The 15,620-nt window shown below is 42.6% G+C and carries 18 protein-coding genes; 9 read left to right on the top strand and 9 right to left on the bottom strand.

Translation table 11 applies throughout. The features are described from left to right. Positions 1-27: 27 nt before the first annotated feature. From ACP14V_RS05495 to ACP14V_RS05505, 3 genes are read right to left on the bottom strand one after another with little or no spacing between them, the layout of a single operon-like run. The gene (locus tag ACP14V_RS05495; protein ID WP_272609674.1) at positions 28-1,134 is read right to left on the bottom strand and encodes a peptidylprolyl isomerase; all 1,107 of its coding nucleotides are present in this window, start codon (positions 1,132-1,134) and stop codon (positions 28-30) included. A 12-nt stretch (positions 1,135-1,146) separates the two neighbouring features. After that, positions 1,147-1,692 (bottom strand): gliding motility-associated peptidyl-prolyl isomerase GldI, encoded by a 546-nt coding sequence (gene gldI, locus ACP14V_RS05500; RefSeq protein ID WP_272609675.1) that lies wholly within the window; start codon positions 1,690-1,692, stop codon positions 1,147-1,149. Further along, a complete protein-coding gene (locus ACP14V_RS05505; RefSeq protein WP_272609676.1) occupies positions 1,689-2,705 on the bottom strand; it encodes a DHH family phosphoesterase in 1,017 nt (338 codons plus the stop codon). Before ACP14V_RS05505 ends, gldI begins: the two co-directional genes overlap by 4 nt. A gap of 75 nt (positions 2,706-2,780) precedes the next feature. Here ACP14V_RS05505 and ACP14V_RS05510 point away from each other — a divergent pair, with 75 nt between their 5' ends. Beyond that, positions 2,781-3,794 (top strand): alkaline phosphatase D family protein, encoded by a 1,014-nt coding sequence (locus ACP14V_RS05510; RefSeq protein WP_272609677.1) that lies wholly within the window; start codon positions 2,781-2,783, stop codon positions 3,792-3,794. Between the two features lie 49 nt (positions 3,795-3,843). Further along, the gene (locus ACP14V_RS05515) at positions 3,844-4,263 is read left to right on the top strand and encodes a nucleoside-diphosphate kinase (RefSeq protein WP_272609678.1); all 420 of its coding nucleotides are present in this window, start codon (positions 3,844-3,846) and stop codon (positions 4,261-4,263) included. A 75-nt stretch (positions 4,264-4,338) separates the two neighbouring features. Here the strand turns inward: ACP14V_RS05515 and ACP14V_RS05520 are convergent, their stop codons facing one another. From ACP14V_RS05520 to recF, 4 genes are all read right to left on the bottom strand, one after another. Next, positions 4,339-6,462 carry a BspA family leucine-rich repeat surface protein gene (locus tag ACP14V_RS05520; RefSeq protein ID WP_272609679.1) on the bottom strand — a complete coding sequence of 708 codons (2,124 nt, stop codon included), beginning with the start codon at positions 6,460-6,462 and terminating at the stop codon, positions 4,339-4,341. Positions 6,463-6,578: 116 nt separating this feature from the next. Next, positions 6,579-6,875 (bottom strand): DUF721 domain-containing protein, encoded by a 297-nt coding sequence (locus tag ACP14V_RS05525; RefSeq protein ID WP_272609680.1) that lies wholly within the window; start codon positions 6,873-6,875, stop codon positions 6,579-6,581. Beyond that, positions 6,875-7,297, bottom strand: a complete 423-nt coding sequence (locus ACP14V_RS05530) for a hypothetical protein (RefSeq protein ID WP_272609681.1) — start codon at positions 7,295-7,297, stop codon at positions 6,875-6,877. Before ACP14V_RS05530 ends, ACP14V_RS05525 begins: the two co-directional genes overlap by 1 nt. A 1-nt stretch (position 7,298) precedes the next feature. Continuing rightward, on the bottom strand, positions 7,299-8,378 hold the full coding sequence (gene recF, locus ACP14V_RS05535) for a DNA replication/repair protein RecF (protein ID WP_272609682.1): 1,080 nt from the start codon (positions 8,376-8,378) through the stop codon (positions 7,299-7,301). Positions 8,379-8,504: 126 nt separating this feature from the next. On the opposite strand from recF, the gene ACP14V_RS05540 reads away from it, so the two are divergent. The 7 genes from ACP14V_RS05540 (at position 8,505) to ACP14V_RS05570 (ending at position 14,697) form a co-directional block, all read left to right on the top strand. After that, positions 8,505-9,266, top strand: a complete 762-nt coding sequence (locus tag ACP14V_RS05540; protein WP_272609683.1) for a tetratricopeptide repeat protein — start codon at positions 8,505-8,507, stop codon at positions 9,264-9,266. A gap of 3 nt (positions 9,267-9,269) precedes the next feature. Further along, positions 9,270-9,752: a 6,7-dimethyl-8-ribityllumazine synthase gene (gene ribH, locus ACP14V_RS05545; protein ID WP_272609684.1), complete on the top strand. Its 483-nt coding sequence runs from the start codon at positions 9,270-9,272 to the stop codon at positions 9,750-9,752. Between the two features lie 155 nt (positions 9,753-9,907). Next, positions 9,908-10,192, top strand: a complete 285-nt coding sequence (locus ACP14V_RS05550) for a riboflavin synthase subunit beta (RefSeq protein WP_136565921.1) — start codon at positions 9,908-9,910, stop codon at positions 10,190-10,192. Then, complete coding sequence (mutL, locus tag ACP14V_RS05555; protein WP_272609685.1) at positions 10,192-12,036, top strand: DNA mismatch repair endonuclease MutL; 1,845 nt, start codon at positions 10,192-10,194, stop codon at positions 12,034-12,036. The genes ACP14V_RS05550 and mutL overlap by 1 nt, the downstream gene beginning before the upstream one ends. After that, positions 12,037-12,792 carry a rhomboid family intramembrane serine protease gene (locus ACP14V_RS05560; protein WP_272609686.1) on the top strand — a complete coding sequence of 252 codons (756 nt, stop codon included), beginning with the start codon at positions 12,037-12,039 and terminating at the stop codon, positions 12,790-12,792. It abuts the gene before it with no gap. Between the two features lie 3 nt (positions 12,793-12,795). Further along, a complete protein-coding gene (locus tag ACP14V_RS05565; protein ID WP_272609687.1) occupies positions 12,796-13,659 on the top strand; it encodes a rhomboid family intramembrane serine protease in 864 nt (287 codons plus the stop codon). A gap of 3 nt (positions 13,660-13,662) precedes the next feature. Further along, the gene (locus ACP14V_RS05570) at positions 13,663-14,697 is read left to right on the top strand and encodes an endonuclease/exonuclease/phosphatase family protein (protein ID WP_272609688.1); all 1,035 of its coding nucleotides are present in this window, start codon (positions 13,663-13,665) and stop codon (positions 14,695-14,697) included. On the opposite strand, the gene ACP14V_RS05575 is transcribed toward ACP14V_RS05570, so the two are convergent. After that, positions 14,686-14,994, bottom strand: coding sequence for a DUF6122 family protein (locus tag ACP14V_RS05575; RefSeq protein WP_272609689.1), 309 nt, complete (start codon positions 14,992-14,994; stop codon positions 14,686-14,688). The genes ACP14V_RS05570 and ACP14V_RS05575 overlap by 12 nt on opposite strands. Further along, positions 14,987-15,619 carry a WbqC family protein gene (locus ACP14V_RS05580; RefSeq protein WP_272609690.1) on the bottom strand — a complete coding sequence of 211 codons (633 nt, stop codon included), beginning with the start codon at positions 15,617-15,619 and terminating at the stop codon, positions 14,987-14,989. The genes ACP14V_RS05575 and ACP14V_RS05580 overlap by 8 nt, the downstream gene beginning before the upstream one ends. Position 15,620: the final 1 nt, after the last annotated feature.

Genomic DNA, 15,620 nt, shown 5'->3' on the forward strand with positions numbered 1-15,620 from the left:
GGCTTTTTTGTGTCTTGAATATAAGGGTTATTGTTGGATTCCGGTTATCTCCACATCAAAGACCAAATCGGAATTTGGAGGAATGGGGCCACGACCTTGCGCTCCCAATCCTAGATGGGGTGGAAGGAAAATACGGATTTTATCACCGACTTTCATGGTAAGAAGACCCTCCCTGAAACCTGGGAATAACCTAGCTTGGGGGCTGTATTCCATAGGAACTGGGGCATAACCACCCTGATCTCTTCTTGCTGGGTTCAATTGGTTGAATTTTTCTGCCACCTCTTGCATGTTGGTGTCAAACAGGTCGCCATTGAGCAGGTACCCTGCGTAGCTCACCAAGACTTGTTGTCCTTCCTTGGGTTGCTCGCCCTCTCCTTCGGTTACGGTGTAGATCCGTAGACCGGTTGGGGTTTCTTCAGCGGCTTCTCTTTGCTGTGCAAATTCTGCGATAAGTTCTTCTTTCATCTTCTGAAAAGCAGCCTCTGCGACCTTTTCCTCTTCGAAATAGTCACCCATGATCTTATTGGCGTCAAAGTTTTTGGCCTCTTTGCCATTGCGAACTATCTCGACCTTGTTCATCACTACAGGAACTGTGGGTCTGTCCCTAGGGTCGGTTTCCACGTTGGCTATGGAGTCTACCACCTCCATACCACTTACCACTTCCCCAAAAACGGTGTGCTTGCCATTGAGCCAAGGTGTGGCCTTGTGGGTGATGAAAAATTGGCTTCCATTGGTTTTTGGACCGGAATTGGCCATGGAAAGTATTCCTTTTTTGGAATGGGATAAAGAATCATTGAACTCATCTTTGAACTTATACCCAGGATTTCCCCCTCCTGTTCCAGTTGGATCACCTCCTTGAATCATGAAATCTTTAATGACTCTGTGAAATGAAATACCGTCATAATACTTTTTATCTTTCAGGCTATCTGCAACAAATGGGCTGTTACCTTCGGCCAAGGATACAAAATTGGCCACGGTCACCGGGGTTTTTTGGTATTCCAATTTAATGATGATATCGCCTTGGGTGGTCTGTATATCGGCAAAGATACCATCTCCTAAATCTGCATATTTGCTGGATTTGCATCCTAGGAAAACCATGGAAAACAAAGCGATTAAAGCTAGGGTGTGTTTCATGTTAGGTGTAATTTAATTTAGACTGTCTTTGTGAATAATGATTGTATGTAACTCTACTGACGATTTTAAAGGAGTTCTTGGTGCAATGGAGTTATTGTCTCCTTGGTAACCATAGGCTTGTAATGATGGAAAAACAAAGGTTGCTTTTTCGCTGATCTTAAGGAGCTTTACCGCATTTTGAAGCCCGGGGAACAATTGCTCTTTGTCCACTACGTATGAGGTTGGTCCAATATCCTTGGCAGAATAGATAGTATCGTTGTCCAATGTCATCAAGTTATAGGAAAACAAGATTTGATCATTGGTCTTTGGATGATATGTGGCAGTATCATTTTTAGTCTCAAAGTAGTACCAAAAACCGTTGGGGCTTGCTATATAGGTGTGCAGCGTGTCTTTTGATATGATGTCTTGAATGACTTTCTCTTCTTCGGCGAGCAAGGCTCTATTCCGTTCTACGGACTCCTTAAAAAAACTGCCCGACCGTACTTCTATGGGTCGCCGAGGCTCAGGGTTTCCACAGGCAGCGAAGAATACCAATAGAAGAATCACTATTATCCTCATGGATTTAATTGGCTTTTATAGGTTGTTAGGATTTCATTGAATCGCTTCAAGGTTTCTTCCATTGAAAGCTCGCTTTTCCCTCCAGCGGCATTGTCGTGTCCTCCGCCGCTAAAATGTTTTCGGGCAAACTCATTTACGGAAAACTCGCCAATGGATCTCAAGGATATTTTAATAATCCCTTCATCCTTGTTTTCAATAAAAATCAACGCAAAAATAATCCCTTCCAAAGTAAGCCCGTAATTCACAAAGCCTTCGGTGTCTCCCTTTTTAAAATCATTGGCATCCAGTTCCTCTTGGCTAAGGGTGATATATGCCGTTTTGTATTCGGGTAGGATGACCATATTGCTCAAAGCCACTCCCAGTAAATGTAAGCGGGAGGGCGAATTGGTATCAAAAACCTGTCTATGGATTTCCATATTGTCCGCACCCCGATCAATAAGGTCCGCTACTACCCTATGGGTTTTGCTAGAGGTAGATCGGTATTTGAACGATCCGGTGTCCGTCATTATTCCGGTGTACAGGTTGGTGGCAATAGCTGCCGTAATACGATCGGTTTCCCCTAAAAGATCAATGAAATTATACACCATTTCACAGGTAGAGCTTATGCTCACATCCGAATAGGTTACCTTGGCATAATCACTGGGTTGTTGGTGGTGGTCTATCATAATGAAATCGGCTTGTTTCTCTTTTAGCACGGATTCCATTTGTCCCGTGCGGGAAAAATCGTTGAAATCCAGTGTAAAAATAACCGAGGCTTCATCCAATAATTTTTGGGCCTCTCCATTGCCCCATTCAAAATTTACAACAGATTCGTTTCCTGGCATCCACTTTAAGAATTTAGGATAATCGTTGGGTGCGATTACATGGACGGTCTGCCCTATGGATTTTAAAAATCCCCATAAGCCCAAGCATGCTCCCATGGCATCTCCATCGGGGTTTTTGTGGGGGATGATAACAATTTTTTGGGGCTGCGAAAGAATAGACTTAACCGCTGAGATGTCCTCTAAATTCATGCGGCCAAAGATACAATAATATAATATAGAGGTAACTGGATAAGCTCTATTTTTGTTCAAAACCAAATTGATTATATGAAGTATACACTTCTTATATTTAGTGCCATTACTTTCTTTTTTGGCTGCAAAAGAAACCCCAATAAAGCGGATTCTACATTTGTAGTCGCTTTTGGTTCTTGCAACATGCCCCAGGAGCCCAACCCATTTTGGGATGATATTCTGAACGAAAACCCCAATGTTTGGATTTGGGGTGGTGACATTGTTTATGCCGATACGGACAATATGGAGAGACTCAGGGCTATATATGCCATGCAAGACAGTGTACAGGGTTATGTCCAACTGAAATCAAAGGCCCCTATTATTGGCACATGGGATGATCATGATTTTGGCGTGAACGATGGTGGGGAGGAGTTTATGGTGAAAAGTGAAAGCCAACAAGTGTTTCTGGATTTTATGGGTGTGTCTAAAAATAGCCCTAGAAGGAGTAGGGAGGGGGTGTATGCTGTTCACAACTATGAAACAGCAAAGGGCAAAGTGAAAATTTTGGTACTGGATACCCGTTATTTCCGAAGTGCCTTGGTGAAGGATACCGTTTCCAAAAAACGATACAGTCCCAATTTGGACACGGAGGCCACCGTCTTGGGAGCCGAGCAGTGGAAATGGTTGGAGGATGAGTTGAGGCATTCCGATGCCGATTTTAATCTGATTTTGTCCAGCATCCAGTTTTTGTCGGGAGAACATGGATTCGAGACTTGGGGGAATTTTCCCAAAGAGGTGGAAAAGCTGGAAAAGCTCATCGTGGATTCCAAGGCAAAGGGCGTTATGATTTTGTCAGGTGACCGACATATTTCCGAGTTTTCCCGAAAAAGCGTTTCGGGCTTGCCGTATCCTTTGGTGGACTTTACCAGTAGCGGACTCACACACTCCTATTCCAGTTTTTCGGGGGAGCCCAATTCGTTCCGGGTGGGAGAAGTGGTCTCAAGAACCAGCTATGGTACCATAACCATCAACCTTGAAACCAAAGAGATACATTTTAAGATGATGGGAGAGGAGGGTACTGTCCTTCAGGAACTAAAACAGACCTATTAAGCCTTGCCTGTTGGTTGAAAAACCGTAAGTTTGCGCAAAATTTTAAAAAATGACTGGAAATAGAACATTTACCATGATTAAGCCAGATGCGGTTGAAAATGGCCACATAGGTGCAATTTTGGAAAAAATAACGGCTGCTGGATTTAAGATTGTAGCCATGAAATACACCCAATTGAGCCGAAGGGATGCCCAAGAGTTCTACGCTATCCACAAGGAGCGTCCATTTTTTGGAGAGTTGGTGGAATTTATGACCAGAGGCCCCATTGTTGCTGCTATCTTGGAAAAGGACAATGCGGTGGATGATTTCCGTGCATTGATCGGTGCTACCAATCCAGCTGAAGCTGCGGAAGGTACTATCCGAAAGTTGTATGCAACCAGTATTGGGGAAAATGCCGTACACGGTTCTGATAGTGATGAAAACGCCGCTATTGAAGGATCCTTTCACTTTTCGGGACGGGAGGTTTTTTAACTCAAACGTTCTCTAAGGCAATAAAAAAACCACCGAATTTCGGTGGTTTTTTTGTGGCTTCACAACACTTCTAAATTAAAAACAAGGCACTGCGTTATCGCCGCTAATGTTCATTCCCTTATCATTTAAGGTTTGTCTGGCAGCATTCACTTCTGGCACATCACAGTATTGTAATCCTGTCGCGGTCAAACTTGGAGCTTGTATATTTTGAGCAGACCATCCTATCAAGGTGCCATCATAGGCAAACGTGGAAAGTCCAGAATTACTCAACATAAAGGCCATCGAAGTTACATTTTCAATGTTCCAGTCCCCTAAATCTCTATTAAATGAGGTGGCGTCATTGAACATGCTCATCATTGTGGTCACTGCACTGGTATCCCATCCTGTAATATCTCCATTGAATGCACTGTCATTATCTCCTTCCCCGCCTTGGAACATGGCTCGCATGGTGGTTACTTTGCCTGTATTCCAATTGGAAATGTTGCCATTGAAAGCTAATGCACCATCAAACATTCGCTCCATATCCGTTACGTTTTCAACGTTCCAGGCACTCAAATCTGCGCTGGTGTTCAAATCTTGATTGAAGACAACCGCTTCAGAGAACATGGAGTTCATTGTAAGTACATTGGTGGTGTTCCAAGTACTGATGTCTTGGTTAAAATCAACTGCGGTTTTGAACATTGCTTCCATGGTCGTGACTTGACCGGTATCCCATGAGCCAATATTGCCGTTAAAGGCGACGGCTGTATGGAAAACCCTGCTCATATTGGTCACTTGGCTGGTGTCCCAATCCAAATCTTGATTGAATGCCAATGCATTACTGAACATGCCCTCCATGGTATTTAGTTGAGTGGTCGTCCACCCACCAATGGCACCGTTAAAACTGCTTGCATTCTGAAACATATTGTTCATATTGGTAACCTGTTGCACATTCCATGTACTAATATCGCCGTCAAAGGCGGTGGCACCGCTGAACATATAGCTCATGTTCGTGACATTTTCAACCACCCAATTGTTTAAATCCTGGTTGAAAGCGCTTGCATCACTGAACATACCGATCATGGAAGTGGCATTGCTCACGTCCCAATTATTTAGGTTGCCATTAAAGTTGGTAGCACCTGCAAAAGCATCATCATATATAGTGACTTGACTTAGGTTAGGGATATCCGTGGCATTATAGTTTTTTAGGCTAATACAGTCAAAGAATGCCTTTTCCATGGACTGCCATACGGTGGTTCCCCATTGCTCTATGCCCACCAATCGGTGTTTGGTTGACGAATTTGACATTTTGATGGCAAGAAAAGCACCCATTATGGCAACGGTGTAGTCTCCGGGTGCCTCATAGGAATGTGTTAGGTCGGCATTGGAAATTACCACTTCGGTATGCCCATCCCCCCAATCAATCTCAAAATCGTAATCGTTGTATGCTTGATTTAACCCAATTTCTATGTCCAGGCCACCATTTACTACCGACCAAACCATCACAAATGAGTCTGGATCATCGGCCAGTTTACCATCATCGGTTACATTGATCGTCACTTGGATAGTGGTGGTTGTATTGTCGTCCGTTACTCCCACCGTGATGATGTGTTGATTAGAAGTTTCAAAATCCAAATTTTTACCTTCAGCAACACTTAGAGAACCTTGTGGGGTAATGGCGAAAAGTTCATTGTCGTTTTCTGTTATCAAGAATTCTAGTGGGTCCGATTCTGGATCATCAGCGGTCAACGTGCCAAAGACTACACCACTGCCTATGTTTTCATCGACCTGATACGCATAGGAAGCTTCATTAAAACTTGGTGCGCCATTGTTTTCATCAAACTCGGTTACATTGATAGTGATGTTTGCCTTGGCACTATCCTTACCGTCACTGACACTGACACTGATAATATGTTGGGATTTGGTCGCAAAGTCAAGCGATTTTCCGTTGGCTAAGCTCAGGGCACCAGCTTTGGTAATTTCGAACAAGGCATCGCTGTTGGCGGAAATACTGAACTCCAAAGTATCCTCCTCATCGGCATCGGTGGCCTTAATGGTTCCTATGACGTACATATCGTCAATGTTTTCAGGGACATTGAATGTTTTTGGGTCCGTAATTACTGGAGTGTTGTTGTTACTTATATCGGGACCATCGTCTTTACTGCACGATATTACGGCAAGTGCGAGAAGACTTACGTAAAATAGATTTTTCAATTTCATGCTACTGGGTTTATTGTTTTACCGTGCCAATGTCCAGTTTTATGATGTAACTCTATGTAATGAATTGATGGATGCCTTGTATGAATTGACGGATGATGGAAATTAGGTGGGGCATCTTACCGCAACACCAACTTTTTTACCAGTTCCTTCCCTAATTCTTCATTGATCATAGCAATGATCTTGCTTTTTCCAAGACTCAATTCTTCACGGAGTACCGAAGAGGATAGGGAGACAAACAGGGTCTCGTTTTTGAGTTCTACCGAAGTGGTGTAATTGTTTACCCCGTTGCCCATTAATCTGGTCCAAGCTTCGCGGGCATCTACCTTGTCCATACCCTTTTGGAGCTTATTTTCCTTGATGAACTCGTTCAGCGCTTCGCTAAGGGGCAGATGGGAATTGTGTCTCTTGGCCATTATTTTGGAATTTTAATGGGTTCAAAACGTTTGTAGGAGTAGGTGACACCTTCTGCGTTCATTACGGAAAAGTTGGTGGAATCTATCTGCACCAATGTTTCTTCCCAATTGCTAAATTCACTGGAATAGCTTAAGATAAAGAAGGCGTCCACTTGGGTTACGGTTAATTGTTCCACATCATGAGAGGTTTTGTAGGTGCCATCAAAACGGGGCTGCATTTTTTTACGAAAACCTTTGCCATTTTCCAGTTGGATGAAATCTATGGTGGGGTTGACCTTGTATGTTTTTTTGGAACCGTCTGGAAACCCCACTTCGGAAATCTCCCAATACCCGTTCAGATACTGCAGATTTTCTTTGGGAATGGAGGCTTCCTTGCATCCCCAAGCCATCAAAATTGAGAGAAAAAAAAGAATCCGAGACATACTACAAGGTAAAGATTTTATAGCTCTGATGAATGGTTTTGACTACATTTTCTGTTCGTTCCGCATGGGTGTCACTGATAAAGATCTGTCCAAAATTATCATCCTTTACAAGACCCACGATATGGGAAACCCGGTTTTCGTCCAGCTTATCAAAAATATCATCCAACAGCAGAATGGGAGTGGTGCTGGCCTGCTCCTTGATAAAATGGAACTGGGCCAATTTTAAGGCGATCAAAAAAGATTTTTGCTGACCTTGACTGCCAAATTTCTTGATAGGATGTCCACCAATCATAAAATTCAAGTCGTCTTTATGGATGCCCACGCTGGTATATTGTAGGGCTCGGTCCTTATCAATACTCCTTTCCAATAGATTCAAGAGGTTTCCTTCGGAAAGTTGACTTTCGTAGGAAAGTGTGATCTGTTCATCTTTTTCGGAAATATGGGCGTATTGTTTTTGGAAAATAGGGATAAGGGAGTCAATGAAGTCAACCCGTTTTTTATGAATCCCCGTCCCTAAATTGTGCAATTGCTCATTGTAGATGGCCAAAGTGTTGGGGTCAAAGGTGTGGTTGGCCACAAAATATTTCAGCAAGGAATTCCGCTGCACCAATACCTTGTTGTATTTGATAAGGGTCTGTAGATAGGCCTTATCCGATTGTGAAATCACCCCGTCCATGAATTTCCTTCGGGTTTCACTGCCCTCAAGAATAAGGTCTCGGTCCGAAGGCGATATGATTACCAAGGGCAAAAAGCCAATGTGTTCCGAAAACTTCTCATAGGCCTTTCCGTTGCGTTTGATGATTTTTTTGGCCCCTTTTTTAAAGCTGCAGATAATTTTTTCGGTCCGACTTTCCTTTTCAAATTCCCCGTCCACTACAAAAAAATCCGTATCGTGTTTAATGTTCTGGGTGGCCACTGGATTAAAATAGCTTTTTCCAAAGCAAAGGTGGTAAATGGCGTCCAGAATATTGGTTTTTCCCACTCCGTTATCGCCCACAAGACAATTGATTACAGGGTCGAATTCCAAGGTTTTGGAATCGAAGTTTTTGTAATTCACTAAGGATAAATGTCTTAAAAACATAAAACTTTTAGGGGCCAAAAGGGTTTTGCGATTTTGAGGACCGGTTAAAGATTCCAAAAATAACGAATAAATTGCCTTTTGATTTTGGATAAAAACTTTATTTTTGCCCGACCAATAAAATGACGCATGGCAACATACAAGAGAAGAGGCTTTAAACCCAAAAACAAGGCAGAGGAAGCCCAAGTTGAAGAACAGGACAGCACAACGGCAGAGGTTTTTAATACCCTGGATGAAAGTGCTTCCAAGACCGAGGCCTGGGTACAGAAGAACCAAAACTACATTTTGGGAGTGATTGGTGCCATTGCTGTGGGCGTATTGGCATTTTTAGGCTACCACCAATTCATTCAAAAGCCGAAAGAAGCTACTGCAGCCAACGAACTTTTTTATCCACAACAATATTTTGATCAGGCACTTGCCAGTGAGACAGAGAAAGATTCCTTGTTCGCCATGGCATTGAATGGCGCTGAGGGGAAATACGGATTCTTGGATATCATTGAAGAATATAGTGGGACCAAAGCCGCTAATTTGGCTAAATATTCTGCGGGAATGACCTATTTGAACCTTCAAAAATACGAGGAAGCCATTGCCCATCTAGAGAATTTTTCTTCTGATGATGCTGTTTTGGGAGCTATGGCCAAAGGAGGTATTGGGGATGCATTTTCGCAATTGAACCAATCCGAGGATGCTTTAGACTATTACGAAAAAGCCGTTGCACATAGTGACAATGAGTTTACAACCCCAAGATTTTTATACAAGGCTGGAGTAATGGCCTTGAAATTAGGACAGAAAGACAAAGCTGTCGGATATTTTGAGCGTATCAAGGAAGATTATCCAAACTCCCAAGAAGGCTCTGGTATTGATGCACTGATTGGAATGGCCAAAAACTAAATTATGGCCACTGAGAACAAAAATCTATCTGTCTACGATAAGAGTAAAATCCCAAATGCGAAGCAACTTCGGTTTGGGATTGTTGTTTCTGAATGGAACCATGAAATAACTGAGGCGCTCTTTAATGGCGCCCATGAAGCTTTGGTGGATTGCGGAGCTTTGCCTGAAAATGTCGTTCGGTGGAACGTTCCCGGTAGTTTTGAGCTGACCTATGGCTGTAAAAAAATGATTACGGACCAAAAAGTGGATGCTGTCATTGCCATTGGTAGTGTCATTCGTGGTGAAACCAGTCATTTTGATTTTGTTTGCAGTGCCACAGCACAGGGTATCAAGGATTTGAACATAGCATATGATGTTCCCGTGATTTTCTGTGTACTCACCGACAATACATTGCAACAGGCCCAAGACCGTAGTGGGGGCAAGCATGGGAACAAAGGAACAGAAGCTGCTATTGCTGCCATACAGATGGCGGTGTTGGGAAGGTAGATTTTAAACGTCAAGTACAAGGAACAAGTTCAGGTTCAAAAAATCCATAAATCTTGTAATCGGGGCAATCCAGCCCTGTTAACATTTTTTGGGAGCTTCCCCCAAACCTTTTTTTCTATTTTAAGTACCTTTGGGGTTAGACGGATATGAATGCCATGCGAAACCCTTTAAAACTGAAGAAAAATAAATCATTCAACTACTCGCCGCGCTACTACAAGGGCGAGGGCAATCCGTATAAAATAGAACACAAACTAGATAAATTTCGAAGTACTGCGCATACGCAGAGGGGGCTCCTGAACAAAATCAGTTCGGCCAAGGAAGACCTGAAAATGGAAGGTGATAAGAACATGAAACTTCGTTTTCTTGTTATTGTGGCCATTTTGGTGCTGCTGTTCCTTTTTGTAATCGACTTTGATTTATCCATATTCCTGAATCCCTAATGACGGACATCATTAAACTCTTACCGGACCATGTTGCCAACCAGATTGCAGCAGGGGAGGTGGTCCAACGTCCGGCCTCGGTGGTCAAGGAGTTGCTGGAGAATGCCATTGATGCAAGGGCAACAACCATAAAACTGATTGTGAAGGATGGGGGTAAGGCACTTATTCAAGTAGTGGATGATGGTAGCGGAATGAGTGAGACGGATGCTAGATTGTCCTTTGAACGTCATGCCACTTCCAAGATTTCGTCGGCACAGGATTTGTTCAATCTACGCACCAAAGGGTTCCGTGGTGAAGCCCTGGCTTCCATTGCGGCCATTGCCCATGTAGATATGCAGACCCGGACCGAAACCAATGAGGTGGGTGTGCATATAAAGATTGAGGGTAGCAAAATTGTTTCCCAAGAGGTTGTGGCCACGCCCAAAGGCACTTCCATATCAGTAAAAAACCTTTTCTTTAATATTCCGGCTCGTCGCAATTTCTTAAAATCCAATCAGGTAGAGCTTCGGCATATTACGGACGAGTTTCATAGGGTTGCCCTGGTACATCCCAATATCGAGTTCCATTTTTATAACAATGGCTCGGAGATTTTTAATCTTCCCAAAGGGAAACCACGTCAGCGTATATCCCATATTTTTGGAAGTCGCATGGAAGACCGTTTGGTTCCTGTGAACGAAGAGACCGAGGTGGTGAAAATTTCAGGATTTATCTGTAAGCCAGAGTTTGCCAAGAAGAGTAGGGGGGAACAGTTTTTCTTTGCCAATGACCGGTTTATCAAAAGCCCCTATTTGCATCATGCTGTTTCTGCAGCTTTTGAGGGACTGATAAAGCCAGATACGTATCCAGGCTATTTTATTTATTTGGAAGTTGACCCGTCTTCGATTGATATCAATATCCATCCCACTAAAACAGAAGTGAAGTTTGATGACGAGAATACGCTTTATGCCATTCTCCGTTCAACGGTAAAGCATAGCTTGGGGCAGTTTAACGTGGCGCCAATACTGGATTTTGACCATGACCCCAACTTGGATACCCCTTATGCGTACAAGGAAAAAGGGGCCGTTTTACCCAAAGTAACCGTTGATGCGACTTTTAATCCTTTTCAGGAAGCCACGGAGCGAAGGAGCGGAGGATCTTTTCAAAAAGTAAGCGCAAAAGGCTGGGAAGATTTGTATGAAGGTTTGGATCAAGAGGTTGACACAGATAACTTTAGCAGCTTGGCCATTGAATCGGATAGTGATGTACAGGGAACCATGTATGCCGATGACGAGGTGGGAGAGCATTTGGCCACGACCTTTCAACTACGGCGAAAATATGTGGTGAGCACGGTGAAATCCGGGATGTTGGTCATTCATCAGAATAGAGCACATGAACGGATTCTTTTTGAAAAATTTCTAGGGGAAATAACTGTAAAGGAAGGGGTGAGCCAGCAGCTTTTGTTCCCGTTGGAGCTTTCCTTCAATACACAGGAATTGGGAATATTACAGGAAATCAAGGATAGCCTGACAAACATAGGTTTTGCTTTTGAAAGTTTGGAGGAAGAGACTGTAAAAGTGACAGGAGTGCCCCTAGTGGTTCCAGAAAGTGGAATTGGCACGGTATTGGATCGCTTGATTGCGGATTATATGGAAGGATTTGATACTGGTTCCATTTCCCAGGCCGAAGTATTGGCCCAAGCACTTTCCAAAAACTTGGCCGTACGGACAGGGGAGATCTTGGACCAAGAATCGCAGTTGGCCTTGGTGAACAATTTGTTTGCCTGTAAGGAACCAACCTTGAGTCCGTTTCAAAAATTGACATACACCATTATCTCCGAAGGGGATATCGATAAAAAATTCAGTTAGATGGGTAGAATGACCGATGCGGTAAAACATTTATTGATCATTAATGTGATCATGTTTTTTGCCACGCAATTATACGGGGACCAAATGTACCAATGGCTGGCACTATGGTTTCCTAAGAACAGCAATTTTGAATGGTGGCAAATAATTTCACATATGTTCATGCATGGAGGGTTGATGCATATAGCATTCAATATGTTTGCACTTTGGATGTTCGGAACGCCCGTTGAACGAGTTTTGGGCAAGAACCGCTTTCTTTTCGTTTATTTTTCAGCAGGACTTGGTGCGGTTTTGTTTCAGCTGGGGTACTATTATTTTAATTTTTTACCGGCCCAGACCGAACTATTGAGCACAGGGCTCACAAATGAACAATTGGTGCAAATGATGACTTCCAACAAACTTCAGGGTGGTCTAACGAACTTGCAGGTGTCCACCGTGAGGGCGATATTGCCCGAATATGCCCAAATCTATTATGCGAGCATGGTTGGTGCCTCGGGCTGTATCATGGGGATTTTGGCCGCTTTTGGAATGATGAACCCAGAGGCTAGACTTATGTTGATTTTCTTGCCTATTCCTATCAAGGCAAAATATTTCATTCCCGGGATCATACTCTTGGATGTTATTTCAGCGCTTACAGGTCAATCGTTTTTCAGCCCAAGTAATACAGCCTATATGGCCCACGTTGGAGGAGCCATTATCGGTTTCCTGATCATGTGGTATTGGAAAAAGAACCAGTTTAACAATAATCGTTGGGATTAAACTATGGCAAACGGCGGATTATCATATCAATTTGCTCGGTTGAACATTGCGGAAAAGCTCATCGCCATCAATGTGCTGATCTTTATTCTGGATGGACTTTCCGCAGCGCTGTTGGGCTATTCAGTTTCCCATTGGTTTCATTTGCCCAAGGATTTCTTGACGTTTTTTGGTCAACCGTGGTCCTTGGTTACCTATTCGTTTTTTCATGCTGGACTGGGACATATTTTTTGGAATATGCTCATGCTCTATTTTACCGGCAGGATTTTTTTGAACCTTTTTGATGGGCAGCGATTCCTAAATGTATACTTTTTGGGAGTTATCGTAGGAGGGATTGTTTTCCTCTTAAGCTACAATGTCTTTCCAACTTTATTAGACGCCAATACAGCATTGATAGGAGCTTCGGCAGGGGTTACGGCGGTGCTGATTTTCATCTGTGCCTATATTCCCAATCAAGAGGTTCGGATTATTTTCTTCAATGTTAAACTTTGGTACGTTGGGGTATTTTTTGTTTTGGTTGATTTGATACAGATACCCTATGGCGGAAATGTAGGTGGTAGATTGGCCCATTTGGGGGGTGCTTTTCTGGGATATATCTATGCAAGGCAACTGTTGAATGGCAAGGATATAGGAGCCGGATTTACCAGATTCGTAGAAGCCATTGCACAGCTCTTTAAGCCAAAAGAGAAAAAGGCCAATATGAAGACCGTTTACAGAAAGAATGCTTCCGGAAACAAAACAATGGATTATGACAAGGCCGCCAAACAGAAGAAAATAGACACTATTTTGGACAAGATCAGCAAATCTGGATATGAAAGTTTGTCCAAAGAGGAAAAAGACTTTTTGTTTAAAGCCGGCAAGGAGGATTGATGTATGAAAAAAGCAGCTTCACTCATTGAAAAGGTAGCCTTTGCAATCAACATTTTGGTTGCCTTTTTCTTGCTTATCACATGTTTGTCTTCATATCTCAATTTTCAAATAATACCCATATTTTCGGCTTTGAGCCTGTTTGTTCCCTTCTTGTTCATCCTTAATTTTTTGTTCTTGATCTATTGGGTCTTCAAGAGGAAGCGAAAACTTTTTCTGTCTTTGTTGGCCCTTGTGATAGGCTATTTAGGTTTTGGACCTTTTTATAAGATGGGGGATGAAACCAAGGAAGCCCAATCCAATGACCTTACAATCATGAGCTATAACGTATGGGGGTTCAATAAGAATGAGTGGATAAAAGAGCCTAATATTGGCAACAAGATAATTTCGTTCATTAAAAAAGAGGACCCCGATATTGTTTGTATTCAAGAGCACAGCAGAATACGGTATAAACAATTGAGTCAATATCCCTACCGTAGTGAAACTCCCCAATTATCGCCAAGAACCATACAGGCCATTTTTTCCAAATACCCAATTATTGGGAATGGGTCCCTGGAATTGCCAAACACGGTCAATAATATTATTTATGCAGACATTTTGTTGGGCAAGGATACAGTTAGGGTCTATAACCTGCATCTGCAATCCTTCAGCATCGTCCCCAAAGCAGAAACCCTTTCAAATGGAGAGGAATCAGAAAAAAATTATAAGCGACTGGTAAGTACTTTTGCCAAACAGTTGGAACAAGCTAAGTTCTTTACGGAGCATATAGAGAAAAGCCCATATACCAATATTGTGTGTGGGGATTTCAACAATACACAATTTTCCAATGTCTATAAGATTGTGAAAGGAGATATGCAGGACACTTTTTTGGAAAAGGGCGATGGCTTTGGACGTACCTACAATCTATTGGGTTTTCCTCTTCGGATAGATTACATCTTTGCTGAACCTAAAGTAGAGATAGTGTCACATAAAAATTTTGATGAAAAATTGTCCGATCACTATCCAGTCATGGCCACGTTGCGCCTGAAATCACATCAATAGACAATCCATAAAGTCTGCAAGAATATGGATGAGCAATGCTAGACCTATTATTCGGGTGGGTTTAAAAAAAGGCAGAATGGCGTATCCCAATATGGCCCAATAACTGTGTAGGGGATGAAAACCAATACTACAGCGGTTGGGGTCGAATAAAGGATTTGCCCAGAAATGGTCCACATCAATCACGATACCGCATAACAGGATGATTGCTACCCTTAATTTACGATCCTTAAAGAAAAAAAAGGCGATTAAAATCGGGATTAGAAAATGTATGCCGTAGTGTACGAAATGCCTAAGCATGTAAAAAATCCAAAGGTTGATTTTCCAAATAGGAAAGTGCGTTGGTGCCTTCGTTAAACAATAGATCCAATATACTGAGATTGAATACAAACCCATGTCTGTCATCAAAGACTTGTGGATAGGGTTCCATTTCTGGATTGACTTCCTTTTTGGCTTCCACTAAAAATCTGCCATCCATTTGGTTCGACAGTTCCGGTTCATACAATGCTGTTTTTTCCTCTGATATCCCAATTCCCAAACACTCTGCAATGGTTTCAATGGTTTTAAGATTGTAATCGTACAATGAGGTATGTGGACCTTCAAACAATGGTCTTATGTCATCCTCATAAAACTCAAAGAATGGTGAGGTTCTATATGCTGTTTCCAAGGTACGCCAATGGATTTTTTTCCACGGGTAGCTGTTGTCCATTTCCACATGGGCATATTTTTGCCTGCCTTCTTTTCCACCCGCATGTTTTATAGGGATGTTGAGCATGTGTTTCCCTTGGTCGGTACAGATATAACAGCGGTTTCTATAGGTCTGTTTTTGAAAATTGTCATGAGCCTCCCAAATAACATTGTGCTGTGCAATAACCGAAAAGGTTGCAATGCTGGGGAAATAGGATGGGTGCAGTACTATTTTCAAG

Origin of the sequence: Flagellimonas alvinocaridis (genome assembly GCF_965248585.1) — a bacterium.
Lineage (GTDB): Bacteria > Bacteroidota > Bacteroidia > Flavobacteriales > Flavobacteriaceae > Flagellimonas > Flagellimonas alvinocaridis.

What these genes read in the sequence shown, in the direction of transcription:
- ACP14V_RS05530 (WP_272609681.1), bottom strand. Translation starts at nt 7,297, where the DNA reads ATGTCTCGGATTCTTTTTTTTCTCTCAATTTTGATGGCTTGGGGATGC.
- recF (WP_272609682.1), bottom strand. Translation starts at nt 8,378, where the DNA reads ATGTTTTTAAGACATTTATCCTTAGTGAATTACAAAAACTTCGATTCC.
- ACP14V_RS05570 (WP_272609688.1), top strand. Translation starts at nt 13,663, where the DNA reads ATGAAAAAAGCAGCTTCACTCATTGAAAAGGTAGCCTTTGCAATCAAC.
- ACP14V_RS05495 (WP_272609674.1), bottom strand. Translation starts at nt 1,134, where the DNA reads ATGAAACACACCCTAGCTTTAATCGCTTTGTTTTCCATGGTTTTCCTA.
- gldI (WP_272609675.1), bottom strand. Translation starts at nt 1,692, where the DNA reads ATGAGGATAATAGTGATTCTTCTATTGGTATTCTTCGCTGCCTGTGGA.
- ACP14V_RS05575 (WP_272609689.1), bottom strand. Translation starts at nt 14,994, where the DNA reads ATGCTTAGGCATTTCGTACACTACGGCATACATTTTCTAATCCCGATT.
- ACP14V_RS05560 (WP_272609686.1), top strand. Translation starts at nt 12,037, where the DNA reads ATGGGTAGAATGACCGATGCGGTAAAACATTTATTGATCATTAATGTG.
- ACP14V_RS05540 (WP_272609683.1), top strand. Translation starts at nt 8,505, where the DNA reads ATGGCAACATACAAGAGAAGAGGCTTTAAACCCAAAAACAAGGCAGAG.
- ribH (WP_272609684.1), top strand. Translation starts at nt 9,270, where the DNA reads ATGGCCACTGAGAACAAAAATCTATCTGTCTACGATAAGAGTAAAATC.
- ACP14V_RS05520 (WP_272609679.1), bottom strand. Translation starts at nt 6,462, where the DNA reads ATGAAATTGAAAAATCTATTTTACGTAAGTCTTCTCGCACTTGCCGTA.
- ACP14V_RS05515 (WP_272609678.1), top strand. Translation starts at nt 3,844, where the DNA reads ATGACTGGAAATAGAACATTTACCATGATTAAGCCAGATGCGGTTGAA.
- ACP14V_RS05505 (WP_272609676.1), bottom strand. Translation starts at nt 2,705, where the DNA reads ATGAATTTAGAGGACATCTCAGCGGTTAAGTCTATTCTTTCGCAGCCC.
- ACP14V_RS05565 (WP_272609687.1), top strand. Translation starts at nt 12,796, where the DNA reads ATGGCAAACGGCGGATTATCATATCAATTTGCTCGGTTGAACATTGCG.
- ACP14V_RS05550 (WP_136565921.1), top strand. Translation starts at nt 9,908, where the DNA reads ATGCGAAACCCTTTAAAACTGAAGAAAAATAAATCATTCAACTACTCG.
- ACP14V_RS05510 (WP_272609677.1), top strand. Translation starts at nt 2,781, where the DNA reads ATGAAGTATACACTTCTTATATTTAGTGCCATTACTTTCTTTTTTGGC.
- mutL (WP_272609685.1), top strand. Translation starts at nt 10,192, where the DNA reads ATGACGGACATCATTAAACTCTTACCGGACCATGTTGCCAACCAGATT.
- ACP14V_RS05525 (WP_272609680.1), bottom strand. Translation starts at nt 6,875, where the DNA reads ATGGCCAAGAGACACAATTCCCATCTGCCCCTTAGCGAAGCGCTGAAC.